The following is a 26,212-nucleotide window of genomic DNA, read 5'->3' as shown; positions in this document are numbered from 1 at the left end:
AACGCTAATCTCCGAGTGCCGCGCTCCGCATCGGACTTGGGTCGCAACAGGGTCCTAGGACCAATGGCCCACGCGACGGAACATCGTCGTGCATCATGTCCACACAGCCACAAAGTTTGCGTTCAGTAAACGCACAGGTAAAACGCAGAAACTCCACTCAATTGTTCATCTTCTGCTGTGACTTGAGTCACAAGGGGTAGTAATTGTTGACCCTGTGTACCGAGTGGGCAGCGCGCTGTGATTCAGTGGCGGGGAAGAAGACCCTTGATTCGCTGCGAGGTCTCGGGGGGAGGGCGAGTATGGAGACCGAGTCGGAACCCTACGTCCGTCTTGAGAACCTGCGGCAACTGCATACGGTCATGGCGGACATGAACACCGCCCGCAGCCTGGCGGACACCCTGCAGACCGTCGCCGACGGCGTGGTCAACGGCCTCGGGTACGAGCTGGCGTGCGTCAACCTCGTGCGCCCCGACGGCGACCTCGTCGTCGCCGCGTTCTCCGGCAACTCCGCCGCCGAGGCACTCATCACCGGCCGCGTCGGCTCCCGCGCCTCCTGGGAGCGCCGCCTCGGCATGGGCGAGGACTGGGGCGACCTGCGGTTCATACCGCACACCGAGGGCTGGGTCCTCGACGAGGACGACGTACCCCAGTGGTACACCGACGGCCCCGCCCCCCGCTTCGAGGACGAGTGGCACCCCTCCGACCGGCTGTTCGCGCCGATGTACACGCCCGGCGTCTCCGGCGGCTCGTGCGGCGAACTGATCGGCGTCCTGTCCGTGGACCGGCCGCGCAACGGCCGCCGGCCGGGCGCATGGGGTCGTGAAGCGCTCCAGATGTACGCGTTCCAGGCCGCCATCGCGATCAGCAACGCGCGTCTACGTGCGAATATGCAACGCGCACTTGTCAGACTCGAACGCGAGCAACAGGCCCTGCGCGCAAGCGAGGAGAGCTTCCGGCAGGCCTTCGAGTACGCCCCCTCCGGCATGGCGATAGCCGAGATGGGCGGCGACCAGCACGGCCGAATACTCCGCAGCAACGACGCCCTGTGCCGCCTCCTGGGCCGCCCCGCCTCCGCGATGCGCCGCTACTCCTTCTCGGACCTCGTCCACCCCGAGGACATAGGCACCCTGCTGAGAACCTCGGCGGAGGGCGGACGGGCGGAACTCCGCCTGGGCCGCCGGGACGGCACCTACGTCTGGGTCTCGCTCCGCAACTCCGTCGTCGCCGACGCCGCCGACGGGCCGCGCTTCCTCCTCTCCCACGTCGAGGACATAGAGGACCGCAAGCGCCGCGAGCTGCAGCTCGCCCACCGCGCCGCGCACGACGCGCTCACCGGCCTGCCGAACTCGGCCGAGCTGCGCACCCGCCTCTCCTCGCGCCTCTGTCAGCGCCCGACCTCCGCCTTCCCCGGCGAGGTCGAGTCCCTCGACGCCGCCTACGGACACCCGGCCTACGACACGAACGGCCACGGCTTCGACTACCCCCCCGGCGCCGACCTCCTGGGCGCCTACGACCACCACGTCCACACCATCGCCCCCGAGGGCGAGCGCGACGACGGCACCAAGGGGCTCGCGGTCCTCTTCTGCGACCTCGACGGCTTCAAGTCGATCAACGACCGGTTCGGGCACAACGCGGGTGACGCGGTCCTCATCGAGGTCGCCCGCCGGCTCGGCCGGGCCGTGCGCGACGGCGACACGGTGGCCCGGCTCGGCGGCGACGAGTTCGTGGTCCTCGCCGACGGCCTCGGCAAGGCCGACGCCGCCGACCTCGCCGTACGCCTGCGGAACGAGATCATTCAGCCCATCCGGGTCGACGGCCGGGCCATGCGGGTCGGGGCCAGCTTCGGCATCGGGTGGGCCCACTGCGGCATGACGGCGGACGAGGTGTTGAAGTCCGCCGACGAACGGATGTACATCGAGAAACGATCTCGTCCCAAACAGCACAGACGCGCGGGATGATCTCCAGGTCAGCGTTGTGATGCGGCCCGAGTCACCTGTTTGGACTACGCGGAGCGGGTAGGCTCGCAGTTCTCCAGACGTATGAAGCTGACGTTTCTGATCCGCCCCGCACCTGTTGAGGAGTACCTAGGGATGACGCCCGGCAACAACGGCGCGAGCACGCCCGAGGACGACGACCCGTTCGGCTATCTGTACGCCGATGGCCAGGCCAACGGCGCCCAGCCGCCGTCCGGCGGTGGCGGCTACGGCTACCCGGGTTCCGTCAACCGGGTGCGCGCGGTCGGCGAGCGCCAGTACGGCGGCCCGCCCGCCGCCGCCCCCACCGCCCAGTACCAGCAGCCGTACGGCCAGACCGTCCCGCAGCAGCAGGCCTACGGCGCTCAGCCGAACGCGCACTACCAGGCCCCGGAGGCGTTCGGCGCCCCGCCCACCCAGCAGCCCCCGTCCTACGACGGCGGACGCGGCGGCGGCCGGGGCCGCGGCCCCAACACCAAGGGTCTGCTGATCGGCGCGATCGCGGTCGTCGCCGCGGTGGTCATCGGCATCAGCGTGGCGATGATGAACGGCAACGACGACAGCAACAAGACCGGCGACCAGGCGGGCAGCACCCCGTCCGCGTCGCAGAGCGCGTCGTCGAGCCCGTCGCCGAGCAGCAGCGCGTCGGACGGCGCGGAGACGCAGGAGGTCGACGCCAAGGCGCTGAAGCTGGACGGCGGGACCACCACGGCCTCGGACGTCGATGGCGCGGAGGCCGCGGGCGGCGTCTATGTGTCGGGCTTCAACCAGGTCGGCGCGTCCATCACCTGGACGGTGAACGGCATCACCAAGGCCGGCAAGTACACGCTGAACGTCAACTACGGCGTACCCGGCAAGGACGCCAACGCCACGCTCACGGTCAACGGCACGGCCCAGACCCGCCCGCTCAACCTCGGCAACTTCGCCAAGGCCGCGGAGGGCGACTACGAAAAGGGCTGGACCAACACCTGGGGGAACATCACCCTCAACAAGGGCACCAACACCATCAAGGTCTCCTGCGAGCAGGGCAACCAGTGCGACGTCAACTTCGACCAGTTCTCCCTGGAATCGGGCTGGAAGTCGTAGCCCCGGGCGGGTCCTATGCCGCCGTGGCGTCCCCCGTCACCGTGACCCGCCCCAGCAGCTCCTCGTAGGCCGGGCGGTCGAACTCGCCCGCCGCCGGTGCCAGTACGGTCGCCGCCGACAGGGCCACGGCCCGGGCCAGGCGGTCCGGCCAGGGCAGGCGTTCGACCAGTCCCGAGAGCAGGCCCGCGACCGCCGAGTCGCCCGCGCCAGCCGGATTGCCGTGCACCCGCGCCGGAGGCGCCGCGTGCCAGTCGCCCTCCGGGGTCGCCGCCAGCAGACCCCGCACACCCAGCGAGGCGACGACCGTACGGGCGCCCCGGCGCCGCGCGTCCTGCGTGGCCCGCAACGGGTCGTGGGAGCCGGTGAGTTCGGCCAGTTCGTCGGTGTTGGGCTTGAGGATGTCGGGGCGGGCGGCGACTCCGCGGCGCAGGGGTTCGCCGCTGGTGTCCAGCAGCACGGGCACCCCGGCCGCCCGCGCTGTCCGGACCAGCCCGGCATACGCGCCCACCGGCACCCCCGGCGGCAGACTCCCGCACAGGGCCACCGCCGACACCCCGCCCAACAGGGCGCCGTACGCCTCCTGGAACGCCGACCACTCCGCCGAAGTGACCGTCGGGCCGGGCTCGTTGAGTTGAGTCGTGTCACCGGTCAGCTCGTCCACGATCGCCGTCGTGCGCCGGGTGGCCCCGGAGACCGGGACCAGCGCGTCCAACACACCCGGCGTACCGGCCAGTTGCTCCTGTACGACCCGCCCGGTGGCACCGCCCGTGAACCCGGTCACCGTCACCTCGTGGCCGAGGGCGGCCAGCACCCGGGCCACGTTGATGCCCTTGCCGCCGGGCCGCTCGGTCACCTCGGAGACGCGGTGTGTGCCGTGCGGCCGCAACTCCCGTACCCGGTAGGTGATGTCGAGCGCGGTGTTGAGTGTGACCGTGAGAATCACCCGCGTCGACCTCCCCCGACTTTCGCGTGAACGCGCTTGCTCCGGAGGCTCGATGATGCCAAACGGGAGGCGGTCCTCCCAGTCCCCCGGGACAACCGCCGCCGTCAACCACGTCACATATCAGCCCAGTTGGGGCTCGACCACCCAAGTGCCGCGCCGCATCACGCCCTTGAGATCGAAGTCGGAGTCCAGCAGCACCAGGTCGGCGTACTTGCCGGGCTCCAGCGAGCCGATCTCGTCGTAACTCCCCAGCAGTTTGGCCGGGTTGGCGGAGATCGCGGTGACCACGTCCTCGACCGGCAGCCGGTCGACCGTCACCGCACGCTTGAAGGCCCGGTCCAGGGTCAGCGTCGAGCCGGCGATCGAACCGCCCTCCACCAACCGCGCGACCCCCTCACTCACCTCGACCTCCAACGGGCCGAGCATGTACCGGCCGTCACCGAAGCCCGCCGCGTCCATCGCGTCCGTGATGAACGCCACCCGGCCCGCGCCCGCGTGATGGAACGCCAACTCCAGGGCCGCCGGATGGAGATGCGTACCGTCGTTGATCAACTCGACGGTGACGCGCTCGTCTTCGAGAAGCGCCGCGATCGGACCGGGCTCCCGGTGACCGAGCTGCGGCATCGCGTTGTACAGATGCGTGGCGACCGTCGCGCCCGCGTCGATCGCCTCCACCGTCTGCTCGTACGACGCGTCCGTGTGCCCGATCGCCGCGATGACGCCGTGCTCGACGAGCAGCCGTACGGAGTCGAGGCCGCCCGGGAGTTCGGTCGCCAGCGTGACCATCTTGGCGCTGCCGCGCGCCGCGTCGACCAGCTTGCGCACGTCCGCGGGGTCGGGCTCGCGCAGCAGGGCCTCGGAGTGGGCGCCCTTGCGGCACGGGGAGATGAACGGGCCCTCGAAGTGGATGCCGGCGAGGTCGCCCTGCTCGGCCAGTTCGGAGAGGAGGCCGGCGCGGTGGGTCAGGAAGTCCATCTCGCCGGTGACGGTCGAGGCGACGAGGGTCGTCGTGCCGTGCAGGCGGTGGGTGTGGATGCCCTTGAGGACGTCCTCGACGGTGCCGGAGGTGAAGGAGGCTCCGCCGCCGCCGTGGTTGTGGAGGTCGACGAATCCCGGTACGAGCCAGTGGCCGGTGACGTCGAGTACTTGGGCGTTGTCGGGGGCGGCATCGGTGATCTTCGTGCCGTCCACGATGACTCGGCCGCCGCGCACGATGCCGGTGGGGAGGACCACGTTCGCGCCGGACAGGATCAGGGGTGCGTTCGCCGTTGCGGGGTGCGGGCCGGTGGGGGCTGGTCGCGCAGTTCCCCGCGCCCCTGAGGGAGTTGCCATTAGGGCGTTACCTCCGTGCGGTCAGTGGTGTGTAGGAGATCCCAGGCCAGGAGGCCGGCACCGAGGCATCCGGCGGTGTCTCCCAGGGCCGCGGGGACGATCGTCGGAAGTTTCTGGAAGGTGATCCTGGTCTCGACCGCCTCCCGGAGTGGTGTGAACAACGTTTCCCCCGCCTCGGCCAGGCCGCCACCGATGATGATCGTGCGGGGGTCCAGGAGGGTGAGGGCGGTGACGAGGCCGTCGGCGAGGGCGTCCACGGCTTCCTGCCAGACTTTTTCCGCGCGGGGGTCCCCGGAGGCGACCGCCTTCGCGCAGTCCGCCGCGTCCGCGTCCGGGGCGCCGGAAACGGCCGTCCACGCCTCGGTCACCGCCGCCGCGGACGCGTACCGCTCCAGGCAGCCGGTCTGGCCGCAGGGGCAGGGGGCGCCGCCGGGGCGTACGACGATGTGGCCGATCTCGCCCGCGAAGCCGTGGGCGCCCGCCTCCACCCGGCCGTCGATGCCGATCGCGCCCGCTATGCCGGTGCCCAGCGGTACGAACAGGAAGCGGTCGGCGCCCTTGCCCGCGCCGATGCGGCCCTCGGCGAGGCCGCCGGTGCGGACGTCGTGGCCGAGGGCGACCGGGACACCGCCGAGCCGGGCGGCGAGCAGGTCGCGCAGGGGTACGTCGCGCCAGCCGAGGTTGGCCGAGTAGGCGGCGATGCCCCGCTCGGCGTCGACGATGCCGGGGACGGCGACTCCGGCGGCGGACGCGGGCTCGCCGTACCGCTCCTCGCCGTACGCGCGCAGCTCGGCGGCGAAGCCGAGGATGTGCTCGACGACCGCGTCCGGTCCGCGCTCGCGGCCGGTCGCCCGGCGGGCCCGGTGCAGCAGCTCGCCGTCGGCGCCCACTAGGGCGGCTTTCATCCCGGTGCCGCCCACGTCGAGGGCGATGACATGTCTCACGGGGGACAGTGTGGCCCGTCTACCCGCGAGAGGTCTAGTCCACTTACGTGGTGTAGACCTTATGGGTTCGCGGAGCGAACGTCACGACAGCAAAGCTTTGGGGAGTCAGCAGTGCAGCGGCGCAGGACAGGAATGATCGCGGCGATGTCCGTACTGGGCATGACGGCGGTCCTCGGCGGCTGCGGCCTCGGCGGGGACTCCGGTGACGTCACCCTGAGACTCGTCGCCGCCGACTACGGCGACTCCGCGTCCAACAGTTCGCGGAAGTACTGGGACGCGCTCGTCAAGGCGTACGAGGCGAAGCACCCCGGTGTGAAGGTCGACGTCAGCGTGTACTCGTGGAACGAGGTCGACGCCAAGGTCAGGGCCATGGTCGACGCGGGGAAGGCCCCGGACATGGCGCAGATCGGCGCGTACGCCGACTACGCCGACGAGGGCAGGCTGTACTCCACCGCCGACCTGCTCTCCATCCCCGTGGAGGCGGATTTCCTGGAGCCGCTCGCGGACGCCGGGAATGTCGACCACGTCCAGTACGGCATGCCGTTCGCCGCGTCCACGCGCGTCCTCTTCTACAACAAGACCCTCTTCGCCGACGCCGGTCTGACCCCGCCCAAGAACTGGCGCGAACTGGCCGCCGACGCCGAGGCGTTGAAGGAGCGGGGCGTGAAGTACCCGTTCGCGCTGCCGCTCGGCTCCGAGGAGGCGCAGGCCGAGACCATGCAGTGGCTGCTCGGCGGGGGCGGCGGCTACACCGACGACCTCGGCAGCACCTACACCCTCGACTCCGCGGAGAACATCTCCACCTTCACCTGGCTGCGCGACAACCTCGTCGGCAAGGGCCTGACCGGACCCGTCGCACCCGCCAAGCTCAACCGCGCGGACGCGTTCGCCGCCTTCGCCGACGGTGACGTAGGCATGCTCAACGGTCACCCGACCCTCATCCAGCAGGCGGCCAAGAAGGGCGTCAAGTTCGGCACGGTCGCGATGCCGGGGCGCACCGGCAAGGCCAAGACCACGATGGGCGTCGCCGACTGGATGGCCGCGTTCAAGCAGAACGGCCACCGCGACCAGATCGGTGACTTCCTCGACTACGTCTACAGCGAGAAGAACGTGCTCGCCTTCTCCCGCGAGTACGACCTGCTGCCGGTGACGAACTCCGCGTCGAAGGTGATGGAGGCGTCGAAGCAGGACCAGGACCTCCGCCCCTTCCTGGAGGAACTCCCCCTCTCCACGCTCTACCCGGTCGGCAACACCTCCTGGGCCGCGGTCAGCGCCGACATCAAGAAGCGCATAGGGCAGGCGGTCGCCGCGAACGGCAGCCCGGGCGCGGTGCTGGGGCAGCTGCAGGCGGCGGCCTCGCTGGCGGAGAGCGGCAAGTAGGCGGCGGCCGGGCCGGGCCGGGGCCGTTGTCGGTGGCGGGGGTTACGGTGCAGGGCATGGACAAGGACCGCCCCTCGCGTCTCCCGCCCCTGCACCGGAGGGAACAGGACATCCTCGCGCTGGAGCGCCGCGGCTTCCCGGGCCCCGGCGCGAAGGAGCGCGCGATACGCGAGGAACTGGGCCTGGTCCCCGTGCGCTACTACCAGCTGCTCAACGCCCTGCTGGACGACGAGCGGGCGCTCGCCCACGACCCGGTCACGGTGAACAGGCTGAGACGGGTCCGTGAGACGCGGCGTTCGGAGCGGTGAGGGTCCGGCCGAGGGGCGAGGGGTGCGGTCGGCTCCGCCCGGATAGGGTCGTTGTATGGGCAGCCCTGAGGACTCCACCGATCCAGTCCATTCCCCTTCCCATTCCCATTCCCCTTCCCCTTCCCCGGACGCACTGCCGACCCTGCCGATCCCTCGTACCAGTGCCGGGCGTGAGGGCCTGGAAGCGATCCTCGCGCGCCCCTCCGCCGCGGTGATCGGACTCGACTTCGACGGCACACTCGCACCGATCGTCGCGGACCCCGAGCAGGCCCGTGCACACCCGGGCGCGGTGCCCGCGCTGGCCGCCCTCGCCCCGAAGGTCGCCTCCGTCGCCGTGATCACCGGCCGCCCGGCGGGCGTGGCGGTCCGCAACGGCGGCTTCGCGGGCGTCCCGGGCCTGGAACACCTCGTCGTCCTCGGCCACTACGGCACGGAACGCTGGGACGCGGTCACCAGCACCGTCAGCGCCCCCGCCCAGCACCCGGGTGTGGCCGCCGTCCGCGCCGAACTCCCGGGCTTCCTCGACCGGATCGGCGCGTGGCAGGGCACCTGGATCGAGGAGAAGGGCCGCGCCCTCGCCGTCCACACCCGCCGCGCCACGGACCCCCAGGCCGCCTTCGAGGCCCTCCGCGCCCCCCTCACCGACCTCGCCACCCGCCACGGCCTGATCGTCGAACCGGGCCGCCTGGTCCTGGAGTTGCGCCCACCGGGCATGGACAAGGGAGTCGCCCTCGCCGACTACCTCCGCGAGACGAACGCCGAGTCCGTCCTCTACGCCGGCGACGACCTCGGCGACCTCCCCGCCTTCGCCGCCGTGGAAAAACTCCGCTCCGACGGCCTCCCCGGCCTCCTCGTGTGCAGCGGCAACGACGAGGTGACAGAACTGCGGGAGAGGGCGGACCTGGTGGTGGACGGGGCGGCGGGGGTTGTAGGCCTGCTGTCGGCTCTCGCCGCTCAACTGGGCTGATTGTGTGGGGGTGTTGACGGGCGCGCTGGGTCGGTTCGTCGCGTCGGTCCGGGTGCCCCCGGCTGGCTTTCTCGGCGTTCCGGCGCCCCCGTCGGTGGCCATCAACGGGGGTAATCAGGTGGGGTGTTGGTGGTGCCGGTTCAGGTTTTCGCGTCGGTCCGGGTGCCCCCGGTCGGCGGTCCGGTGTTCGGCGCCTCCCGCCCGTGGTCATCAACTGGGCTGATCAGGGCGGGTGTTGGCGGAGGAGGTCAGCAGGGGTCCGGTCCTGCGCCCGGCGCGGGCAGCGGCGAGTCGGGCCCGCCGCAACGGCGTGGCGGGCGTCGTCCGCCGGGACCGTGGCCCTGCCGTTGACGCGGGCCCGTGAACTCGGCTGATCGTGCGCGGGTGTTGGCGGGTGCTGGGCCGGATTGTCGGGCCGGGCCCGGGCGTCACCGGTCGGCGGTCCCGGCGGTACGCCACCCGCCCGTCGTCATCAACTGGGTTGATCGGGGCGGGTGTTGGCGGAGGAGGCCGGGTGGGGTGTCAGGTCCTGCGCCCGGCGCGGGCAGCGGCGAGTCGGGCCCGCTGCAACGGCGTGGCGGGCGTCGTCCGCCGGGACCGTGGCCCTGCCGTTGACGCGGGCCCGTGAACTCGGCTGATCGTGCGCGGGTGTTGGCGGGCGCCGGGTCAGGTCGTCGCGGCTGCCCGGGCGCCCGTCGGCCGGTCTCCCCGGCGCTCTAACGCCCGCGCCCGACGATCAACTCGCCTGGTCCCGCAGCGCGTTCAGCTGTTCCAGGAACCACTGGGCCGGGGGGAGTGCCGTGGCCGCGACGGCCAGCCTCTTTGTTCGTTCGGCGCGTTCCTCGGCCGGCATGGTCAGGGCCTCGTGGAGGGCGTCGGCCGTGCCGATCACGTCGTACGGGTTGACGGCGATCGCGTCCTTGCCCAGTTCCTGGAACGCGCCCGCCTCGCGGGACAGGACCAGCGCGCAGCCCTCGTCGGAGACGACCGGGACCTCCTTGGCGACGAGGTTCATGCCGTCGCGGATGGGGTTGACGAGGGCCACGTCGGCGAGGCGGTACGCGGCGAGGGAGCGGGCGAAGTCGTCCTTGACGTGGAGGACGACCGGGGTCCAGCCGGGCGTCTGGTAAAGGGAGTTGATCTCGTCGGCGACCCGTTGCACCTCGGCCGTGTAGTTCCGGTACACGGCGAGGTCCTGCCGGGACGGGTAGGCGAAGGCCACGTGCACGACCCGCTCCCGCCACTCGGGGTGGTCGTCGAGGAGTTGGCGGTAGGCCAGCAGTCCGCGCACGATGTTCTTGGAGAGTTCGGTGCGGTCGACGCGGACGATGGTCCGGCGGCCCTCGCCGATCTCCTCGCGCAGCGCGGCCATCCGCTCCTCGACGTCCGCCTGGTGCGAGCGCGCGTGCAGGAACTCGGCGTCGGCGCCGAGCCCGTGCACACCGATGAGCGTCCGGCGGGTGATCCGCTCCTGGTGGGTGGGCCCGTCCTTCCCCAGGTGCTCGATGGCCCGCGGGGCGCCCGACGGCCACGTGGAGAGCCAGCGATCGGTGTCGACCCCGCCCGCGCAGTTCTGGAACGCCGTCGCCCAGCGCCAGGTCAGGAACCCCACCCGGTCCGCCCCGAGCATGCCCTCCATCAGCCGCGCCTGGATGTCGTCGGGCAGCATCCGGAAGTAGTCCTGCGGCGCCCACGGCGTGTGCGAGAAGTGTCCGATCCGCAGGTCCGGCCGCAACTCCCTCAGCATCCCCGGGACCAGACACAGGTGGTAGTCCTGCACCAGTACCGCCGCGCCCTCGGCCGCCTCCTGGGCCAGCGCCTCGGCGAACGCCCGGTTGTATGTCTCGTACGACTCCCACTGGCGCCGGAACTCCGCGTCGAAGACCGGCTCCAGCGGGGTCTGGTACAGCATGTGGTGGACGAACCAGAGCACGGAGTTGGCGATGCCGTTGTACGCGTCGGCGTGCACGTCGGCCGGAATGGCGAGCATCCGCACACCGTCCTCGCCGACGCCCCGCCGTACCGCCTCCCGGTCACCCTCCGACAGCGCCGAGCACACCCACAGCGCCCCCGCGTCCGGCCCGATCGCCGAAAGACCCGACACCAGCCCGCCGCCCCCGCGCCGGGCGTGCAGCGAACCGTCGTCGCCCACCTCGTACGAGACCGGGCCGCGATTGGACGCGACGAGCACCTGAGCTGCACCGGGAGAGGGCGTGGAAGCCGTGGAAGCCATACGGCACAACCTAGCCCGGCCCGGAAACACTCAAACGTACGGACGGCCCGCGGCGGACTGTCGGAGTCCGTATACGGCCCCCGGGCCCTGGCTGTCGTGCCGTCGGCTACGCCACCTTGCGCGACTGGTACTCGGTGATGTCCGCCATCGGCGGCCGTTCCTCCGTGTCCACGGAGTACGTGCGCGGCTCGAAACCGTCCGGCCCCCGCTCGAACTGGGTCAGGGACGGCCGGATGAGATGCCCGCGGGCCAGCCTCAGCTGTGCCGTGCGGTAGATCTGCGCGGCCATCCGCCCCAGTGCCTGCCCGTCCTGGTGCCGGTGCTTGCGCACACCCACGTCGACCTGGGCGAGGGCGTCCAGGCCCACCAGGTGCAGCGCGTCGACGAGCATGCCCAACTCGACGCCGTACCCGACGGGGAACGGCAGCTGTTCGAGCAGCGAGCGCCGGGCCGCGTACTCGCCGCCCAACGGCTGGACGAATCCGGCCAGTTGAGGCCAGTGCATGTTCAGCAGCGGGCGGGCCATCATCTCGGTGACACGTCCGCCCTGGCCGGCCGCGCCGCCCAGCGGGCGGTCGTACATCGCCTTGACGAGGTCGACGCCGGGGTCGGTGAGCAGCGGGCCCACGATCCCGGTGACGAAGTCGGAGGAGAACTCCTTCAGGTCCGCGTCGATGAAGCAGACGATGTCGCCGCTGGTGACCAGCAGCGAGCGCCACAGCACCTCGCCCTTGCCGGGCACGGTGGGGATGCGGGGCAGGATGTCGTCGCGGTGCACGACCCGGGCGCCCGCCGCGGCGGCCACCTCGGAGGTGCGGTCGGTGGACCCGGAGTCGACGACGACGATCTCGTCGACGAGCGGGACCTGCTGCATGAGGTCGTGACGGATGATCGCGACGATCTCACCGACCGTCGCCTCCTCGTTGAGCGCGGGCAGCACGACGGAGACCGACTGGCCCGTGCGGTGCTTCGCGGCCAGGATCTTGTGGAGCGGCCGATCGGTCAGGGACCAGGAGCGGGTGCTCAGCCAGTGCTCGACTTCCTTCAGCACGTTGCGCGGCTCCTCTGCGTTCTCTCGGCGAGGACTGGTCACAGACAGTGAGTATGTGATCCATCTCGCGGTTCGGACGGCTCACTCAACTGTCCTGGCCTTCGGTTACAGTCTTGAACAACGCTGATGACCATCGCATGTCGGGGGCCGTCGGCGAGACAATTGCATACACAACTGAACACCGCTCATCCAGAGGGGCAGAGGGATACGGCCCGTTGAAGCCCCGGCAACCCTCCAGCCGGTCTTGCCGCATGGTGACCATGCGCCGAGGCTCCCGGCTCGGGAAGGTGCCAAATCCGTCTCACGGCGAAACGCGTCGTGAGGAAGATGAGGAAAGGGCCTCGCCTCCATGGCTGCGCAGACTGTTGCAAGCACCACGAACCCCGCGAAGACGGACACGAAGTCCGCAGACGCCGTTGATCTCGGCCCCGCCACCGCGCTCTCCTGCCGCGAGTGCGGCCACCGCGTCCCGCTCGGCCCGGTCTTCGCCTGCGAGGAGTGTTTCGGCCCGCTGGAGATCGCCTACGACTTCTCGGCCTACGACACCGAAGAGCTCCGCAAGCGGATCGAAGCGGGCCCCGCGAACATCTGGCGTTACGCGCCCCTCCTGCCCGTCCCCGCCGACGTGGCGACCAAGCCGAACATCAACCCCGGCTGGACCAAGCTCGTCCAGGCCGACAACCTCGCCCGCGAACTGGGCGTCGACGCGGGCAAGTTGTTCGTGAAGGACGACTCCGGCAATCCGACGCACTCCTTCAAGGACCGCGTCGTGGCACAGGCCATCGAGGCCGCCCGCGCCTTCGACTTCACCACCCTCTCCTGCTCCTCCACCGGCAACCTCGCCGGCGCCGTCGGTGCCGCCGCCGCCCGGGCCGGCTTCCGCTCCTGCGTGTTCATCCCGCACGACCTGGAGCAGGGCAAGGTCGTCATGGCCGCGGTCTACGGCGGCGAGCTGGTCGGCATCGAGGGCAACTACGACGACGTGAACCGCTTCTGCTCCGAGCTGATCGGCGACCCGGCCGGCGAGGGCTGGGGCTTCGTCAACGTCAACCTGCGGCCGTACTACGCGGAGGGCTCCAAGACCCTGGCGTACGAGATCTGCGAGCAGCTCGGCTGGCAGCTTCCCGACCAGCTGGTCGTGCCGATCGCCTCCGGCTCGCAGCTCACGAAGATCGACAAGGGCCTGCAGGAGCTGATCAAGCTCGGTCTCGTCGAGGACAAGCCGTACAAGATCTTCGGCGCCCAGGCGGAGGGCTGCTCGCCGGTGTCCGTCGCGTACAAGGCGGGGCACGACGTCGTACGGCCGCAGAAGCCGAACACCATCGCGAAGTCCCTCGCCATCGGGAACCCCGCGGACGGGCCCTACGTGCTGGACATCGCCCGGCGTACGGGCGGTGCCGTGGAGGACGTCACCGATGAGCAGTGTGTGGACGCGATCAAGCTGCTGGCGCGCACGGAGGGGATCTTCGCGGAGACCGCCGGTGGGGTGACCGTCGGGGTGGCGAAGAAGCTGATCGAGAACGGGCTGCTGGATCCGACGTTGACCACGGTGGTGCTGAACACCGGGGACGGTCTGAAGACGTTGGACGCGGTTGCCGGTACTGGGCTCACCGCGACGATCCGGCCGAGTCTTGAGTCGTTCAGGGAGGCTGGGCTCGCGTCCTAGCGTCGTTGTTCGTCTGCGGGCCGGTGGGGGCTGGTCGCGCAGTTCCCCGCGCCCCTAAAGGCCCCCACCTGACCGGAGGTTGAAAGTCATGAGCGTGACCGTTCGCATCCCCACCATCCTGCGCACCTACACCGGCGGCAAGGCAGAGGTCGCCGCCGAAGGCGCCACCCTCGCCGAGGTCATCAGTGACCTGGAGAAGAACCACACCGGGATCTCCGCCCGGGTCCTCGACGACCAGGGGAAGCTGCGTCGGTTCGTCAACGTGTACGTCAACGACGACGACGTGCGGTTCGAGCAGGGGCTGGAGACGGCGACTCCGGACGGGGCCGGCGTCTCGATCATCCCGGCCGTTGCCGGAGGCTGATCGTTACCCTGGGTAATGCCGATTACCGAGAGTTCATCGAATTGCCCCCTCCGCTGGAGAAGCGGAGGGGGCAATTCTCTATGGTTGAGCGGGGTACAGTTGGGGAACGCGCTCCACTCGGCATGCCGAACGCATATGAGTACCGGCTCCGCGTGCGATGAGAAGCAGCCAAAGTGTGCAGGTCTTTTGCGCCTTATGTGCCCTTTATCCGGCCCGACTTGCCCTGAAGTCGGACGAATTATCCGTAAATTCCCGACCGGTCCTGCCCGGAATTCTCGTCGGATTGACCTGTTGCAGACGGCAGTTGGACGGATACATTCGGCCGCGGTCGACGCGTTCCGGCGCACGCCCCCAATCCTGTGGGGGGTGAGGTCTGACCCGGATCCGCGAAGTGCGGATCCGTGCAAGGGCCAGTAATAGGGGAGTTAGGCATGGCTCAGGGCACCGTCAAATGGTTCAACGCGGAGAAGGGGTACGGCTTCATCGCGGTCGACGGTGGTGCGGATGTTTTCGTCCACTACAGCGCGATTCAGATGGACGGCTACCGCACCCTGGAAGAGGGTCAGCGGGTCGATTTCGAGATCTCGCAGGGTCAGAAGGGGCCGCAGGCGGACATGGTCCGGCTCGCGACCGGCTGAAGCACGCGCCGACGAACAGCAGCGACGTTCTTCGTTCTTCATCGAAGGGCTCGTACTCCTGGGGGGTCACCTCCTGGGGTACGGGCCCTTCGGCATGCCCGGGACCGGGGGCCGGAGCAGGGGCCGGAGCGGGTGTCAGAACCTGGGAGCCGCTTGCACTCGACCATGCCGAGTGCTAATCATTGGCGTTAGCACTCTGAAGGTGAGAGTGATAACGAAGGATCGGGTCGGTGAGGCCCGCAGGCCAGGTGGCGCAAGGAGCCACGGGGCAGGCGAGCCGTCCGTCGCGGGCGCCAGCGCGGTCCGGAGCAATCCACCCCAGTCCGGGAGGACCACTTCACATGGCCAAGATCATCGCGTTCGACGAGGAGGCGCGGCGAGGCCTTGAGCGCGGCATGAACCAGCTCGCCGACGCCGTCAAGGTCACCCTCGGCCCCAAGGGCCGCAACGTCGTCCTTGAGAAGAAGTGGGGCGCCCCCACGATCACCAACGATGGTGTCTCCATCGCCAAGGAGATCGAGCTGGAGGACCCGTACGAGAAGATCGGCGCCGAGCTGGTCAAGGAAGTCGCCAAGAAGACGGACGACGTCGCCGGTGACGGTACGACCACCGCGACCGTCCTCGCCCAGGCCCTCGTCAAGGAAGGCCTCCGCAACGTAGCCGCGGGCGCCAACCCGATGGCCCTCAAGCGCGGTATCGAGAAGGCCGTCGAGGCCGTCTCCGGTGCCCTCCTTGAGCAGGCCAAGGACGTCGAGACCAAGGAGCAGATCGCCTCCACGGCCTCCATCTCCGCCGCCGACACCCAGATCGGCGAGCTCATCGCCGAGGCGATGGACAAGGTCGGCAAGGAAGGCGTCATCACCGTCGAGGAGTCGCAGACCTTCGGTCTTGAGCTGGAGCTCACCGAGGGCATGCGCTTCGACAAGGGCTACATCTCGGCGTACTTCGCGACCGACATGGAGCGTATGGAGGCCGTCCTCGACGACCCGTACATCCTGATCGCCAACTCCAAGATCGCCAACGTCAAGGACCTGCTCCCGCTCCTGGAGAAGGTCATGCAGTCGGGCAAGCCGCTGCTGATCATCGCCGAGGACGTCGAGGGCGAGGCCCTGTCCACGCTGGTCGTCAACAAGATCCGCGGCACCTTCAAGTCCGTCGCCGTCAAGGCCCCGGGCTTCGGCGACCGCCGCAAGGCGATGCTGCAGGACATCGGCATCCTGACCGGCGGTGAGGTCATCTCCGAGGAGGTCGGCCTCAAGCTGGAGAACGCGACCGTGGACCTCCTCGGCCGCGCCCGCAAGGTCGTCATCACCAAGGACGAGACCACCATCGTCGACGGCTCCGGCTCCGCCGACCAGGTCGCCGGCCGGGTCAACCAGATCCGCGCCGAGATCGAGAACAGCGACTCGGACTACGACCGCGAGAAGCTCCAGGAGCGCCTGGCCAAGCTCGCGGGTGGCGTCGCCGTCATCAAGGCGGGCGCGGCCACCGAGGTCGAGCTCAAGGAGCGCAAGCACCGCATCGAGGACGCCGTTCGCAACGCGAAGGCGGCCGTCGAGGAGGGCATCGTCGCCGGTGGCGGCGTCGCGCTCATCCAGGCCGGTCACGTCTTCGAGAAGCTGGAGCTCGAAGGCGACGAGGCCACCGGTGCCGCGATCGTGAAGCTGGCCCTTGAGGCCCCGCTGAAGCAGATCGCCGTCAACGCCGGCCTTGAGGGCGGCGTCGTGGTGGAGAAGGTCCGCAACCTCACCCCGGGTCACGGCCTCAACGCCGCGACCGGCGAGTACGTGGACCTCATCGCCGAGGGCATCATCGACCCGGCGAAGGTCACGCGCTCCGCGCTGCAGAACGCGGCCTCCATCGCCGCGCTCTTCCTCACCACCGAGGCCGTCATCGCCGACAAGCCGGAGAAGGCGTCCGCGCCGGCCGGCGGCGGCATGCCGGGCGGTGACATGGACTTCTGATCGACCCCTTCCGGTTGATCAACGGTCTTACCGAGGGCGGTACTTCCTGCTTCTGGCGGGGGGTACCGCCCTCGGGCGTGTCCTGGCCGTGGGGATACACCAGCCCGTGGCCGCCCAAGAGTTCGCAGCCCGTACCTCGGGCCTTCTGGCCCCGGACTGTGATCCCGGCGGAGCCCGGCGTGTCCGGGATCACAGGCTGTCGCGTGAAGCGGGTGGAATGACGGACTTGGCTCGGAGGTTGTCGTTGACGCATGATCGATGCATACGCACATACCGTCCGGTACCCAGTGCCTTGTAGTTCCGAGGAGCCCCCACACGTGTCTACGTCCGCCCCCGCCTCCCGAGCGGCCGAAGTGCTCGCCCGTCCGATCGTCCTCAACGGCCTGACCGTCCCGAACCGGATCGTGATGGCGCCGATGACCCGGCAGTTCTCGCCGGGCGGCATTCCCGGTGAGGACGTGGTCGGGTACTACTCCCGCCGGGCCGCCGCGGGCGTCGGTCTGATCGTCACCGAGGGCACGTACGTCGGCCACGACTCCGCCGGGCAGAGCGACCGCGTCCCGCGCTTCCACGGCGCGGAGCAGCTCGCGGGCTGGGCGAAGGTCGCCGAGGGCGTGCACGCGGCGGGCGGCACGATCGTGCCGCAACTGTGGCACATCGGCATGGTCCGCGAGCAGGGCCAGCCGCCGTACGCGGACGCCCCCGCGGTCGGCCCGTCCGGGCTGCGCATCGGCAGCGACGACGTCACCGGTACGGCCATGACGCAGCGGGACCTGGACGACGTCATCGGCGCCTTCGCCGAGGCCGCCGCAGCCGCCGAGCGCATCGGCTTCGACGGCGTCGAGCTGCACGGCGCCCACGGCTACCTCATCGACCAGTTCCTGTACTCGGGCACCAACCGTCGTACGGACGCCTACGGCGGTGACCCGGTCGCCCGTACCAAGTTCGCGGCGGAGATCGTGGCGGCCGTACGGGAGACGGTCTCGCCGGAGTTCCCGATCATCTTCCGTTTCTCGCAGTGGAAGCAGGACGTCTACGGGGCGCGGCTCGCGGAGACCCCGGAGGAGCTGGAGGCGATCCTGACCCCGATCGCCGCGGCCGGTGTCGACGTCTTCCACGCGTCCACGCGCCGCTACTGGCTTCCCGAGTTCGAGGAGACCGGTTCCGACCTCAACCTCGCGGGCTGGACCAAGAAGCTCACCGGGAAGCAGACCATCACGGTCGGGTCGGTCGGCCTCGACGGGGACTTCCTCAAGGGGTTCCGCGGGGAGGGCGCGCCGGTCAAGGGCATCGACGATCTGCTCGACAGCCTGGAGCGGGACGAGTTCGACATGGTGGCGGTGGGGCGGGCGCTGCTTCAGGATCCGGAGTGGGCGGCGAAGGTGCTTGCGGGGCGGGTGGGCGAGTTGGCGCCGTACGACGCGGCGGCGCTGCGCTCGCTGAGCTGAGTTTCTCGCCCCCGCCGCCCCTGCCCGTCCCGTCCCTGGGGGCTGCCGCCCCCAGACCCCCGCTTCGGCCTGGACGGCCTCGTCCTCAAACGCCGGACGGGCTGATGGTGCGGGCCTGGGTTTGAAGGGTGCCGGACGGGCTGGGTGATGCCGGCCTGTGTTGGAAAGGTGCCGCTCAGCCTGCGATGCGCGCGAAGTACCCGAGGGCGAGTGAGTACGGCCCCAGCAGCAGGAGCATGGGGCGGAGGGCGCGGCCCTTCTGGTCGCCGCCGGCGGCGTAGGCGAGGGCGCTGGAGAAGCTGCCGCTCATGCCCGCGCTCGGGGTGAATCCGAATACGTCCCCCCAGCCCCCGATCGCGACCGAGGCGCCCGCGTGGCCGACGACGGCGAGGACGGCGCAGACCAGGTTGAGCCGGTCGTCCAACGGGCGCCAGACCGGGCCCCCTTTGCGCCCGTGCCCGGTGAACCGGGCGATGCCCGCGTACAGCAGCGCGGGCAGCCCGACGGCCACCAGCAGTACGGCCCACATGGCGCCGGTGTCCGGGTCTCTCGGGAACCCCACGATGTCTTCTCCGCCCTGCCGCTCCGGCTGTCGTTCTCCTCGTCCCCTCGTGCGCGAAGCTCCGTGGGCGTGCGTACGGTGATCGTATGACTTCCGCCGGCCGGGTGGCCACCGTCGCCGATCTCGACGCTCTCGTCGCCACCTTCACCAGTGCCTTTCTCCACGACCCGGTCTGGGGGCCCGCGTTCCCGGACGAGCGCCGGCGCGCCGAGCAGGCGGCCGTGATGTGGCGGGTCTACGCCGGTTCCGCGCTGCGGTATCCCTGGACGCTGGTGACGCCGGAGGTCGAGGCCGCCGCGATCTTCATCCCGCCGGGCGGTGTCGAGTTGACCGAGGAGGAGGCCGGTGGGCTGGAGGGGCGGTTGGCCGCGGTCACCGATGCGGGCACCGCTCGGGCGATCATGGAGGTGGGGGAGCAGTTCGAGGCGGCGCACCCCGCCCAGCCGTTCTTCTACCTCACCATCCTGGGCACGCACGCCGATCACCGAGGCAAGGGGCTGGGTATGGGGCTGGTGGCCGACGGGCTGGCCCGGATCGACGCGCTCGGTGCGGCCGGTGCGCCCGTGTATCTGGAGTCGACCAACCCGGCCAACAACAGGCGCTACGAGAGCGTCGGGTTCGAGGTCCGGGACGAGATCGTCACCGCAGGTGGCCAGGTCGTTACGACCATGTGGCGGCCGGCCACTCGTTGAGCCGTGGCTCTTGGTGGGGGCCCCAACTCGGGCTAGCGTGCCGGAACATGAGGATTCTCCACCTGTCCGACACCCACCTGGAGCGCACCGACGCCCCCAACCGGAACGGTGTCAACGCGACCGACTCGCTGCGGCTGATGCTCGCCGAACTCCGGCACCAGCGCGGGGTGGACGCGATCGTCGTCACCGGGGACCTCGCCAACGACGGTGCGGTGGAGGCGTATTCGACCGTACGGGAGCTGGTGGGCGGCTTCGCGCGGTCGATGGGCGGGGTGCCGGTCTTCTACACGACCGGGAACCACGACGAACGCGAGGCGTTCGGGAAGGTGTTGGGGAGCGGGCACCTGGCCGCCGACGGCACCGATCGGGTCGTATCGGCTGTGTTTCCGGTGGAGTTCGCGTGCGCGGCCGTGAGTGACGTGGGCGGGTATCGCTTCATCACGCTCGACTCACTGGTGCCGGGGAAGGTGTACGGGCGGCTGAGCGGGGCCCAACTGGACTGGCTGAAGGAGGAGTTGAGCACGCCGTTCGGGAACGGCACCGTCCTCGCCTTCCATCATCCGCCCATCGCCCTCGACGTACCGACCCAACAGGCCTTCGGGCTGCGCAATCCCGGGGAGCTGGCGGACGCGATCCGGGGGAGTGACGTACGGGTCGTCCTCACCGGGCACTTCCACCTCCAGCTCTTCGGCTTCCTGGAGGCGACCCCGGTGTGGGTCACGCCGGGTGTCGTCAACCGCGTCGACCTGACGACCGCGTACGGCACCGAGCGGGCGGTGCGCGGCGCCTCGGCCTCGCGGGTCGAACTGGGCGGTGACACCGGGCCGATGTTCCACACCTTCCACGCACGCGATCCACGGGCGCACGAGACGGTGTACCAACTGGACGCGGAGCGGACCCGGTTGGTCATCGAACGGGAGCGGGAACAGGGGCGGGAGCGGGAACAGGAGCGGGAGAACGGTGGCGCGGCTGGTGCTGCGACCTGATCCGCCTGACGGGTCCTAGCGGGTCGCCGCGACTCCCGTGCCTTTGAACAGGTCCAGGTCCACCGCCGCCGCGAGCGCCGCCGCGCCGGAGTCGCTCGGGTGGACGCCGTCGCCGGAGTCGAGGGCGGGGGCGAGTCGGGAAGCGTCCCGTGGATCGGACACCTCGGACGCGAAGTCGATCAGAGGCCAGTCGGACTGGGCGCGAAGCGCCTCGTTCACGGCGACCCTCGTGGTCTCGGTGCCCGCCGCGCGGAAGGTCTCGTAGACGCTGCCCATCGTCGGCGTCAGGGTGCCGATGACCGGGCGGATGCGGTGCTCCTCCGCGCGGCGGGCCAGTGCGAACAGCGCGTCGGTGATCTGCGCGGCCGTGGCGCCGAGGCCGACGTCGTTGAGGCCGGCCAGGAGCAAGAGGTGGGTGGCCTCCCGGGTGCCCAGCACGTCGCGGGAGAAACGGTCGGGGAGGGTGGGGCCGAACAGCGGGCCGAGGAGGCGGTTGCCACCGATTCCGGCGTTGAGGACGGTTCCGGCTGAGCCGATCCTCCGCTGGAGGTGGTCGGGGTAGCGCTGGTCGAGATCGGCCGAGGTGCCGTCGCCGCGCGTGATCGAGTCGCCGAAGGCGACGATGACCGGCCCGTTCGCGGGGGCGTTTGTCAGGACCCGGGTGATCCAGTAGAGCGACGTGAAGCGCTCGCCGGAGCCGAGCACCTCGCCGGTCCGCTGTGCGGAGTGCAGGTAGGCACCGGCCTCGGCGTTGTCGCCGAGTGTGAGGTCGACCGTCAGCTCGTGCCCGGCGTCGAACATCAGCGGGACCGGATCGCTGGTCGCGGTCCCGCCGGGCGGGACCTCCCAGGATGTCCGGCCCTCGCAGGTCACCGGCAGGCCGGCGTCCGCGATCGTGACCGTGTCGAAGACCAGTGGCGTGCGGCCGAACTCGTTGCTGAGCACCAGTCGCAGCGTGGTGCCCCCGCGCAGGACGCGGACACGCTGCCGCACGGTCTCCGCCGGCGCGAACGTGCGCGGCTGCGGCATGAACGGCGGTGTTCCGGCCGGATCCGCGAGTGCGGCGAGGTAGGCGGTGGTCCAGGTCACGAGGACATCCCCCAATCAATAATCAATCGACATCCATCAATGTCTTTGACGATAGTCGATGCGATCGGTGACTGTCGATATCCTGGGCGCATGATGGCAACCGACGACGACCGTCACCCCGCCGCGCAGGACCTCCGGCTGGTCAAGGTGCTGGCCGCGCTCGCCGACCCGGCGCGCGTCAGCATCGTCCGCACTCTCGCCGGGCTCGGCGAGTCGCCCTGCGTGGATCTCCGTCACGCCGCGGGTCTGACGATCAGCCAGCCGACCTTCTCGCACCACCAGCGCGTGCTGCGGCAGGCAGGCGTGCTGCGCGAACGCGTGCAGGGCGCGCACCGGATCGTCAGCCTGCGGACCGAGGATCTCGACGCCTGTTTCCCCGGACTGCTGGCCGCCGTGCTCGGCACCCGCCCCGACCTCGTCCGCTAGGACCTGTCCGGCAGACCTTGCGGGTCACAGTCCTAGCGGGACTTGAACCAGGCGACCGAGACGATCAGTGCCGCGCCGATCGCGGCGGCGGCGAACTCGTAGGCCGCGTGGTACGCCAGGTCGGAGCGTTCGGTCACGGCCCAGTCCCGGCCGGCGAAGAGCCGGATGCCCGTCACCTGCTCCTCGTCGTACTCGAAGGCCAACCCCGCTATTTTTCCCCGCCCTTGGTGTCCGTCGGGCAGGCGCCAGGTGCCCGTGCAGCGGTCGTTCGACTCGCAGTGGACGTATCCCTCGGTGATCGTCCGGTCGCCGTCGACGAAGCGGTGGACGTTCCTCGCGGCGAACCACAGCGGCAGCGCGAGCGCGCACAGGCACGCGACGAACACCACCCGCTGCCACCAGTTCAACCCCTTGAAGATGCTCACAGGTTCCCCAGCGGCTCGATGTCCACGTGCACCGGCGTGCCCCACACCCGCAGCACCTCGTAGTCCGTGAACTCGTGCACCAGCCGGTACGCCATCGCCGCGCGCGAGCCGCGGCGCTGCGCCGCGAGATACAGCTCGGCCTCGTGCCGGTCGCGGCGCGGGGTGCCGCACAGCTGCCAGGCCTGGCCGTTCCACAGCTCGGGCAGCCAGCGCTGCTGCGCCTGCGGGCGGTCCTCGCGCACGCCGTAGCGCGACGGCGTGGTGTCGGCCGGCCTGCGCACGTCGGGGCCGTTGATCTCGGAACGGCGGGCCGCGCGGCGCCGGGTCTCGCAGAGCAGGCACAGGTCGGGGGCGTCGGCGTCGACCGGGCCGCCCGGGTGCTCCGGGCAGCGGGTGGTCGGCGCGCCGCCGCTGACGGTGTCGTCCAGCAGGTCCAGGGCGCGCTTGATGTCCGCCTTGACCTCGTGCAGCCGGGCGTCGGGGGTGTCGGACGTCAGCGCCTCACCGTGCTCGCCGAGGAGGCGGAGGGCGCGACCTAGGGCGGTCTGCTGGGCGTGGTTCATGGTCCTGCCGACGATAGTCGGCTTTGCCGCGGGCCGGTGGCGGGGTGGACCCCGCCGTTCCTCCGCTCAGACGGCCAGGTGCGCTTCGCGTGTACGGAGTCGGTGGGCGAGGCGGCCGAGCAGGACGGCGTTGACCAGCCCGCACAGGGCGCAGGCGGCTGCGAAGAGCGGCGGGCTCAGCCAGGAGAGATCGGGGAGTTCGGCCGGTATCGACACCGCGAGGGGGACGAAGCTGAGCGGCGCGGTCGTGATGAGCGGCCAGATCCCGGCGAACCCCGGGTCCGGCAGGACGTACGCGGCGTAGAGGAAGAACACCACCGAGGCGGTGACCGCGGCGAGGTAGACCCGCGCGGGCCAGTTGTCCACGGCGGGCGCGAGCAGGGCACGGAGACGGGCGGTACGTGTCGCAGGGCGTGCTGTGGAGTGTGCTGCGGATTTCCTCGTCGCCAGGGCGCCGATCACGGCCGCGTTCACCAGCGCGCTCAGCGCGACCCACACCGTCCAGGAGCCGACGGCCAGCCCCTGCGCCGTCCCGCCGCCTTCGGTGCCGGGACCGAAGGGGAGGACGATGCCCAGCAGGGAGAGGGGCGCGGTGAGTACCAAGGGGGCCGTGGCGACGGGGCTCTCCGGGGAGAGGAACATCACCACGACGGAGGCGCCCACGACGCCCAGGTAGGCCCGGGCCGGCCAGTTGTCCGTGGCGAGCGCGAGGAGCCGGCGCGGGCGGGAGGGATGCGGCATCGAGGCGTCCTTCGGTTCGGTCCGGTGTGGGTGCCACAACGGTGGACCGAAGGGGGGCGGCCGGGCATGAGTACCGGTACTCAGCGGGAGGGGCTGAAGGGCTCAATCACCCACCATGGCAGCTCAGTTGGTCCGAGGCTCGATGTCCTGACGATCACCGCCCGAGATGCGCGGTCACATGCTGTCGGGCGGGACGGGGGTGGCCTGGTGGTAGTACATCCGCCACGTCGCCGGGACCGGTTTCCGTCCAGCGTGGTCTCGTAGGTGAGGCGCACCAGCGCATCGCCGCGAGTATCTCGTCATACGTCCACCGCCGCCCCGAAGCACCGACCTCTGTGAAGCCCGGGTCCAGGAGTTGTCGGGTAAGCGAGCGTGAACTGCGCACGCTGGGGTCCATGAGGCGCAGTTCACCTGCGATCGCCTCGGAGCGCAGCTCGGGGCGCCCTCAGGCAGCGGGGTGAGCGATGAACCTGACTTCCTCGTGGTCGTCGTCCAATGCGATGTTCAACGAGGCGTTCAGCGCCAGGGTCAGGCGCCGCAGCAAGGGGAGGGTCGGCACGGTGTCGGCACCCTCGACGCGGGAGATCTTCGCTTGGGTGAGCCCGGCCCGCTCCGCGAGCTGTGTCTGTGTGAGCCCCAGCTCCATGCGGCGGTCGTACACGGCCTTGGCGAAAGCCATGGCCAGCCGGATCTCCGCACGCTCGGCAGCGACCTCCGGGGATTCGGTGTCCTCCTCGGCCAGCTTCTTCTCGCGGGCCAGCTTCCAGCGGGTGTGGCTCATCGCGTGTCTCCTTTTTCGCCGCGACTGTAGGTGGTGTGAGCGGGCCCGTGCTTGCCGGCGCACACCTTGCGAGCGGCGACTGCTCGCGCGACCTGCGCGGCCTCATGCATACGGGTCTTGCGGAAGACCGTGAGGAGCACGATGCGGCGATCCGGTGCGAACCAGTATGTGATCCGGGTGTCTACGCCGCCGAGTGTGGGGCGCAGTTCGTAGACGCCCCCTTCGAGAGGGCGGGCGAAGGGCATGGGGGTCTGCGTCCCCGAAGCGGCCAGCAGTTCGGCGTACTCCTCCACTTTGCGGTGGTGGTTGTCGGGCAGGAGTTCCAGCCAGGACCGCACCTCTGGCTCCAGCTCGATCACGTACAGGTTGTCCATGCGGCGGACCGTAGTATGTCGACAACAGCATACTCGTGGTATTGGGAAAAGGTCACCGCATGGAGTGATGTGCCGTGGTCAGGCGTGCTTGAGGCCTTCGACGAACGTGGACCATGTGGCGGCCCGGAAGACGAGTTTCGGGCCGAGGGGGTTCTTGGAGTCGCGGACGGGGACGAGGGCGGGGTTGCCTTCGGCTACTTCGAGGCAGTCGCCGCCGTCGCCGCCGCTGTGCGTCGACTTGCGCCAGCGGGCGACTTCGAGGCAGTTGTCGCCCCCGCCGCCGCTGTAGCTGGACTTGTGCCAGATCGCGGTGCTCAGGTCGTACTCAGGGTTGCTCCTCATGGGCGTAATCCTGCGCCATCGCTTCGATCAAGACCAGGGACTTCTCGGGGGAGAGCGCGCAGGCCGCGAGGAGTTCGTAGGTGAGGCGGTGATGCCTGACGGTGCTCGGATCGTCCTCCAGGCGTCCGGTGCCAACGCCTTCGAAGTAGACCAGCGGCGGGGCGTCCTCGAAGTCCATGAGCTTGATGGAGCCCTGCATGGCCGGGTGTGCCCCTGCCTCGAACGGCAGGACCTGCACGATGACCCGGTTCCGGCGCATCAGGCCGATGACGCGGTGCAGGGCCGCCGCCATGACCGCAGAGCCGCCCGACACCCGGCGCAACGCGGCTTCGTCAACAATCGCCCACAACAGTGGTGCTGTTGGGTCGTCGAGGAGATGCGTCCGCTCGATCCGGGCCGTCACGAGTTCCTCGATCACCTCATCCGTTGCCGTGGGCTGATAGGCGCGGCACACGGCCCGTGCGTACTCGGGTGTCTGGAGCAACCCGGGGATGAGCATCGTCGAGTACTGCCTGATCTCAGTCGCTGCGGCTTCCGCCTCCGCCGCCTCCGCAAAGTGCTCGGGGTACCTGGACTTCGCCGCCGCTCCACAGTTCCGCGTGAAGAAGTCCCCCGTCCCCAGCTCAACGTCCAGCATCCGCGCGTACTCCGGCAGCATCCGGCGCGTCCCCGCCTCCAACTGCCCGATGAACGAACCGCTCACGAACAGTCGCTGCCCCAACTCCTCCTGGCTGAGGCCCGCCTTCTCGCGGGCGTGGCGGAGTTCGGCGCCGAGCAGGGCGCGTGGTGACGACGACGGGTCGAGGTCTTTCTGTCCTGCCACAGCAACTCCCTGCCCTGACACCCGAGTTTGTTGGGACTTCGCGTATGGCCAGGTTAGACACGTAGAGGACACGCTGTGTCGCGAACAGCGAACTCTGCGTGGAGGTGAAGG

The 26,212-nt window shown here is 70.1% G+C and carries 27 protein-coding genes, 1 pseudogene and 1 riboswitch; of the genes and pseudogenes, 13 read left to right on the top strand and 15 right to left on the bottom strand.

Features of this window, described 5'->3' with window-relative positions; translation table 11 throughout:
- The first annotated feature begins 299 nt into the window (after window positions 1–299).
- The gene (gene cdgB, locus ACIBJH_RS05740; protein ID WP_399115536.1) at window positions 300–1,958 is read left to right on the top strand and encodes a diguanylate cyclase CdgB; all 1,659 of its coding nucleotides are present in this window, start codon (window positions 300–302) and stop codon (window positions 1,956–1,958) included.
- Between the two features lie 132 nt (window positions 1,959–2,090).
- Window positions 2,091–3,059: a CBM35 domain-containing protein gene (locus tag ACIBJH_RS05735; RefSeq protein ID WP_399115535.1), complete on the top strand. Its 969-nt coding sequence runs from the start codon at window positions 2,091–2,093 to the stop codon at window positions 3,057–3,059.
- 13 nt (window positions 3,060–3,072) lie between these two features.
- Here ACIBJH_RS05735 and ACIBJH_RS05730 read toward each other — a convergent pair whose 3' ends face one another.
- The 3 genes from ACIBJH_RS05730 to ACIBJH_RS05720 form a co-directional block, all read right to left on the bottom strand.
- On the bottom strand, window positions 3,073–4,002 hold the full coding sequence (locus ACIBJH_RS05730) for a 1-phosphofructokinase family hexose kinase (protein ID WP_399115534.1): 930 nt from the start codon (window positions 4,000–4,002) through the stop codon (window positions 3,073–3,075).
- A gap of 120 nt (window positions 4,003–4,122) precedes the next feature.
- Window positions 4,123–5,334 carry an N-acetylglucosamine-6-phosphate deacetylase gene (gene nagA / locus ACIBJH_RS05725; RefSeq protein ID WP_399115532.1) on the bottom strand — a complete coding sequence of 404 codons (1,212 nt, stop codon included), beginning with the start codon at window positions 5,332–5,334 and terminating at the stop codon, window positions 4,123–4,125.
- Window positions 5,334–6,278 carry an ROK family protein gene (locus ACIBJH_RS05720; RefSeq protein WP_399115531.1) on the bottom strand — a complete coding sequence of 315 codons (945 nt, stop codon included), beginning with the start codon at window positions 6,276–6,278 and terminating at the stop codon, window positions 5,334–5,336. The genes nagA and ACIBJH_RS05720 overlap by 1 nt, the downstream gene beginning before the upstream one ends.
- Window positions 6,279–6,422: 144 nt before the next feature.
- Between ACIBJH_RS05720 and ACIBJH_RS05715 the strand changes: the two genes are divergently transcribed.
- The 3 genes from ACIBJH_RS05715 to otsB are packed head-to-tail and all read left to right on the top strand — an operon-like array spanning window position 6,423 to window position 8,933.
- A complete protein-coding gene (locus ACIBJH_RS05715; RefSeq protein ID WP_399115530.1) occupies window positions 6,423–7,658 on the top strand; it encodes an extracellular solute-binding protein in 1,236 nt (411 codons plus the stop codon).
- A gap of 56 nt (window positions 7,659–7,714) precedes the next feature.
- Window positions 7,715–7,966, top strand: coding sequence for a DUF3263 domain-containing protein (locus tag ACIBJH_RS05710; RefSeq protein WP_399115529.1), 252 nt, complete (start codon window positions 7,715–7,717; stop codon window positions 7,964–7,966).
- Window positions 7,967–8,021: 55 nt separating this feature from the next.
- Complete coding sequence (otsB, locus tag ACIBJH_RS05705; RefSeq protein WP_399115528.1) at window positions 8,022–8,933, top strand: trehalose-phosphatase; 912 nt, start codon at window positions 8,022–8,024, stop codon at window positions 8,931–8,933.
- Between the two features lie 736 nt (window positions 8,934–9,669).
- Here the strand turns inward: otsB and ACIBJH_RS05700 are convergent.
- Both ACIBJH_RS05700 and ACIBJH_RS05695 read right to left on the bottom strand, forming a co-directional pair.
- On the bottom strand, window positions 9,670–11,166 hold the full coding sequence (locus tag ACIBJH_RS05700; RefSeq protein WP_399115527.1) for a trehalose-6-phosphate synthase: 1,497 nt from the start codon (window positions 11,164–11,166) through the stop codon (window positions 9,670–9,672).
- Between the two features lie 106 nt (window positions 11,167–11,272).
- On the bottom strand, window positions 11,273–12,217 hold the full coding sequence (locus tag ACIBJH_RS05695; RefSeq protein ID WP_399115526.1) for a glucosyl-3-phosphoglycerate synthase: 945 nt from the start codon (window positions 12,215–12,217) through the stop codon (window positions 11,273–11,275).
- A 182-nt stretch (window positions 12,218–12,399) separates the two neighbouring features.
- Window positions 12,400–12,551: riboswitch (SAM riboswitch) on the top strand.
- A gap of 15 nt (window positions 12,552–12,566) precedes the next feature.
- Here ACIBJH_RS05695 and thrC point away from each other — a divergent pair.
- From thrC to ACIBJH_RS05670, 5 genes are all read left to right on the top strand, one after another.
- Complete coding sequence (gene thrC / locus ACIBJH_RS05690) at window positions 12,567–13,883, top strand: threonine synthase (protein WP_399115525.1); 1,317 nt, start codon at window positions 12,567–12,569, stop codon at window positions 13,881–13,883.
- Window positions 13,884–13,971: 88 nt separating this feature from the next.
- A complete protein-coding gene (locus tag ACIBJH_RS05685) occupies window positions 13,972–14,247 on the top strand; it encodes a MoaD/ThiS family protein (RefSeq protein WP_019072479.1) in 276 nt (91 codons plus the stop codon).
- 431 nt (window positions 14,248–14,678) lie between these two features.
- The gene (locus ACIBJH_RS05680; protein ID WP_007493268.1) at window positions 14,679–14,885 is read left to right on the top strand and encodes a cold-shock protein; all 207 of its coding nucleotides are present in this window, start codon (window positions 14,679–14,681) and stop codon (window positions 14,883–14,885) included.
- Window positions 14,886–15,226: 341 nt separating this feature from the next.
- Window positions 15,227–16,849 (top strand): chaperonin GroEL, encoded by a 1,623-nt coding sequence (gene groL, locus ACIBJH_RS05675; RefSeq protein ID WP_399115524.1) that lies wholly within the window; start codon window positions 15,227–15,229, stop codon window positions 16,847–16,849.
- A gap of 317 nt (window positions 16,850–17,166) precedes the next feature.
- Window positions 17,167–18,297, top strand: a complete 1,131-nt coding sequence (locus ACIBJH_RS05670; RefSeq protein WP_399115523.1) for an NADH:flavin oxidoreductase — start codon at window positions 17,167–17,169, stop codon at window positions 18,295–18,297.
- Between the two features lie 175 nt (window positions 18,298–18,472).
- On the opposite strand, the gene ACIBJH_RS05665 is transcribed toward ACIBJH_RS05670, so the two are convergent.
- Entirely contained in the window at window positions 18,473–18,859 is a 387-nt protein-coding gene (locus ACIBJH_RS05665) for a hypothetical protein (RefSeq protein ID WP_399115522.1), read from the bottom strand.
- Window positions 18,860–18,945: 86 nt separating this feature from the next.
- On the opposite strand from ACIBJH_RS05665, the gene ACIBJH_RS05660 reads away from it, so the two are divergent.
- Both ACIBJH_RS05660 and ACIBJH_RS05655 read left to right on the top strand, forming a co-directional pair.
- Complete coding sequence (locus ACIBJH_RS05660) at window positions 18,946–19,551, top strand: GNAT family N-acetyltransferase (RefSeq protein ID WP_399115521.1); 606 nt, start codon at window positions 18,946–18,948, stop codon at window positions 19,549–19,551.
- Window positions 19,552–19,598: 47 nt separating this feature from the next.
- Window positions 19,599–20,537 (top strand): metallophosphoesterase, encoded by a 939-nt coding sequence (locus ACIBJH_RS05655; RefSeq protein ID WP_399115520.1) that lies wholly within the window; start codon window positions 19,599–19,601, stop codon window positions 20,535–20,537.
- Between the two features lie 15 nt (window positions 20,538–20,552).
- Here the strand turns inward: ACIBJH_RS05655 and ACIBJH_RS05650 are convergent, their stop codons facing one another.
- Window positions 20,553–21,626, bottom strand: coding sequence for a GDSL-type esterase/lipase family protein (locus ACIBJH_RS05650; RefSeq protein ID WP_399115519.1), 1,074 nt, complete (start codon window positions 21,624–21,626; stop codon window positions 20,553–20,555).
- 90 nt (window positions 21,627–21,716) lie between these two features.
- On the opposite strand from ACIBJH_RS05650, the gene ACIBJH_RS05645 reads away from it, so the two are divergent.
- Window positions 21,717–22,052 carry an ArsR/SmtB family transcription factor gene (locus ACIBJH_RS05645; protein ID WP_399115518.1) on the top strand — a complete coding sequence of 112 codons (336 nt, stop codon included), beginning with the start codon at window positions 21,717–21,719 and terminating at the stop codon, window positions 22,050–22,052.
- 32 nt (window positions 22,053–22,084) lie between these two features.
- On the opposite strand, the gene ACIBJH_RS05640 is transcribed toward ACIBJH_RS05645, so the two are convergent.
- From ACIBJH_RS05640 to ACIBJH_RS05605, 8 genes and pseudogenes are all read right to left on the bottom strand, one after another.
- The gene (locus tag ACIBJH_RS05640; protein WP_399115517.1) at window positions 22,085–22,477 is read right to left on the bottom strand and encodes a hypothetical protein; all 393 of its coding nucleotides are present in this window, start codon (window positions 22,475–22,477) and stop codon (window positions 22,085–22,087) included.
- Window positions 22,474–23,040, bottom strand: coding sequence for a hypothetical protein (locus tag ACIBJH_RS05635; RefSeq protein ID WP_399115516.1), 567 nt, complete (start codon window positions 23,038–23,040; stop codon window positions 22,474–22,476). Before ACIBJH_RS05635 ends, ACIBJH_RS05640 begins: the two co-directional genes overlap by 4 nt.
- A 66-nt stretch (window positions 23,041–23,106) precedes the next feature.
- Window positions 23,107–23,781, bottom strand: coding sequence for an SCO4225 family membrane protein (locus tag ACIBJH_RS05630; protein WP_399115515.1), 675 nt, complete (start codon window positions 23,779–23,781; stop codon window positions 23,107–23,109).
- A 174-nt stretch (window positions 23,782–23,955) separates the two neighbouring features.
- Window positions 23,956–24,178: pseudogene (locus ACIBJH_RS05625) on the bottom strand (hypothetical protein).
- A gap of 48 nt (window positions 24,179–24,226) precedes the next feature.
- A complete protein-coding gene (locus tag ACIBJH_RS05620; RefSeq protein ID WP_399115514.1) occupies window positions 24,227–24,562 on the bottom strand; it encodes a helix-turn-helix domain-containing protein in 336 nt (111 codons plus the stop codon).
- Window positions 24,559–24,936 carry a type II toxin-antitoxin system RelE/ParE family toxin gene (locus ACIBJH_RS05615; protein ID WP_399115513.1) on the bottom strand — a complete coding sequence of 126 codons (378 nt, stop codon included), beginning with the start codon at window positions 24,934–24,936 and terminating at the stop codon, window positions 24,559–24,561. The genes ACIBJH_RS05620 and ACIBJH_RS05615 overlap by 4 nt, the downstream gene beginning before the upstream one ends.
- A gap of 78 nt (window positions 24,937–25,014) precedes the next feature.
- Window positions 25,015–25,278 (bottom strand): DUF397 domain-containing protein, encoded by a 264-nt coding sequence (locus tag ACIBJH_RS05610; RefSeq protein WP_399115512.1) that lies wholly within the window; start codon window positions 25,276–25,278, stop codon window positions 25,015–25,017.
- Complete coding sequence (locus ACIBJH_RS05605) at window positions 25,262–26,101, bottom strand: Scr1 family TA system antitoxin-like transcriptional regulator (protein ID WP_399115511.1); 840 nt, start codon at window positions 26,099–26,101, stop codon at window positions 25,262–25,264. The genes ACIBJH_RS05610 and ACIBJH_RS05605 overlap by 17 nt, the downstream gene beginning before the upstream one ends.
- Window positions 26,102–26,212 lie beyond the last annotated feature (111 nt).

The sequence above is a fragment of the Streptomyces sp. NPDC050548 genome, assembly GCF_044457385.1.
Classification (GTDB): domain Bacteria; phylum Actinomycetota; class Actinomycetes; order Streptomycetales; family Streptomycetaceae; genus Streptomyces.
This window is presented reverse-complemented; position numbering and strand designations above follow the sequence as displayed.

Bases quoted from the DNA above. Each gene is read 5' to 3' on its own strand.
- cdgB (WP_399115536.1), top strand. From the start codon at position 300: ATGGAGACCGAGTCGGAACCCTACGTCCGTCTTGAGAACCTGCGGCAA.
- ACIBJH_RS05735 (WP_399115535.1), top strand. From the start codon at position 2,091: ATGACGCCCGGCAACAACGGCGCGAGCACGCCCGAGGACGACGACCCG.
- nagA (WP_399115532.1), bottom strand. From the start codon at position 5,334: ATGGCAACTCCCTCAGGGGCGCGGGGAACTGCGCGACCAGCCCCCACC.
- ACIBJH_RS05715 (WP_399115530.1), top strand. From the start codon at position 6,423: ATGTCCGTACTGGGCATGACGGCGGTCCTCGGCGGCTGCGGCCTCGGC.
- ACIBJH_RS05710 (WP_399115529.1), top strand. From the start codon at position 7,715: ATGGACAAGGACCGCCCCTCGCGTCTCCCGCCCCTGCACCGGAGGGAA.
- otsB (WP_399115528.1), top strand. From the start codon at position 8,022: ATGGGCAGCCCTGAGGACTCCACCGATCCAGTCCATTCCCCTTCCCAT.
- ACIBJH_RS05700 (WP_399115527.1), bottom strand. From the start codon at position 11,166: ATGGCTTCCACGGCTTCCACGCCCTCTCCCGGTGCAGCTCAGGTGCTC.
- thrC (WP_399115525.1), top strand. From the start codon at position 12,567: ATGGCTGCGCAGACTGTTGCAAGCACCACGAACCCCGCGAAGACGGAC.
- ACIBJH_RS05685 (WP_019072479.1), top strand. From the start codon at position 13,972: ATGAGCGTGACCGTTCGCATCCCCACCATCCTGCGCACCTACACCGGC.
- ACIBJH_RS05680 (WP_007493268.1), top strand. From the start codon at position 14,679: ATGGCTCAGGGCACCGTCAAATGGTTCAACGCGGAGAAGGGGTACGGC.
- groL (WP_399115524.1), top strand. From the start codon at position 15,227: ATGGCCAAGATCATCGCGTTCGACGAGGAGGCGCGGCGAGGCCTTGAG.
- ACIBJH_RS05660 (WP_399115521.1), top strand. From the start codon at position 18,946: ATGACTTCCGCCGGCCGGGTGGCCACCGTCGCCGATCTCGACGCTCTC.
- ACIBJH_RS05655 (WP_399115520.1), top strand. From the start codon at position 19,599: ATGAGGATTCTCCACCTGTCCGACACCCACCTGGAGCGCACCGACGCC.
- ACIBJH_RS05645 (WP_399115518.1), top strand. From the start codon at position 21,717: ATGATGGCAACCGACGACGACCGTCACCCCGCCGCGCAGGACCTCCGG.
- ACIBJH_RS05635 (WP_399115516.1), bottom strand. From the start codon at position 23,040: ATGAACCACGCCCAGCAGACCGCCCTAGGTCGCGCCCTCCGCCTCCTC.
- ACIBJH_RS05630 (WP_399115515.1), bottom strand. From the start codon at position 23,781: ATGCCGCATCCCTCCCGCCCGCGCCGGCTCCTCGCGCTCGCCACGGAC.
- ACIBJH_RS05620 (WP_399115514.1), bottom strand. From the start codon at position 24,562: ATGAGCCACACCCGCTGGAAGCTGGCCCGCGAGAAGAAGCTGGCCGAG.
- ACIBJH_RS05615 (WP_399115513.1), bottom strand. From the start codon at position 24,936: ATGGACAACCTGTACGTGATCGAGCTGGAGCCAGAGGTGCGGTCCTGG.
- ACIBJH_RS05610 (WP_399115512.1), bottom strand. From the start codon at position 25,278: ATGAGGAGCAACCCTGAGTACGACCTGAGCACCGCGATCTGGCACAAG.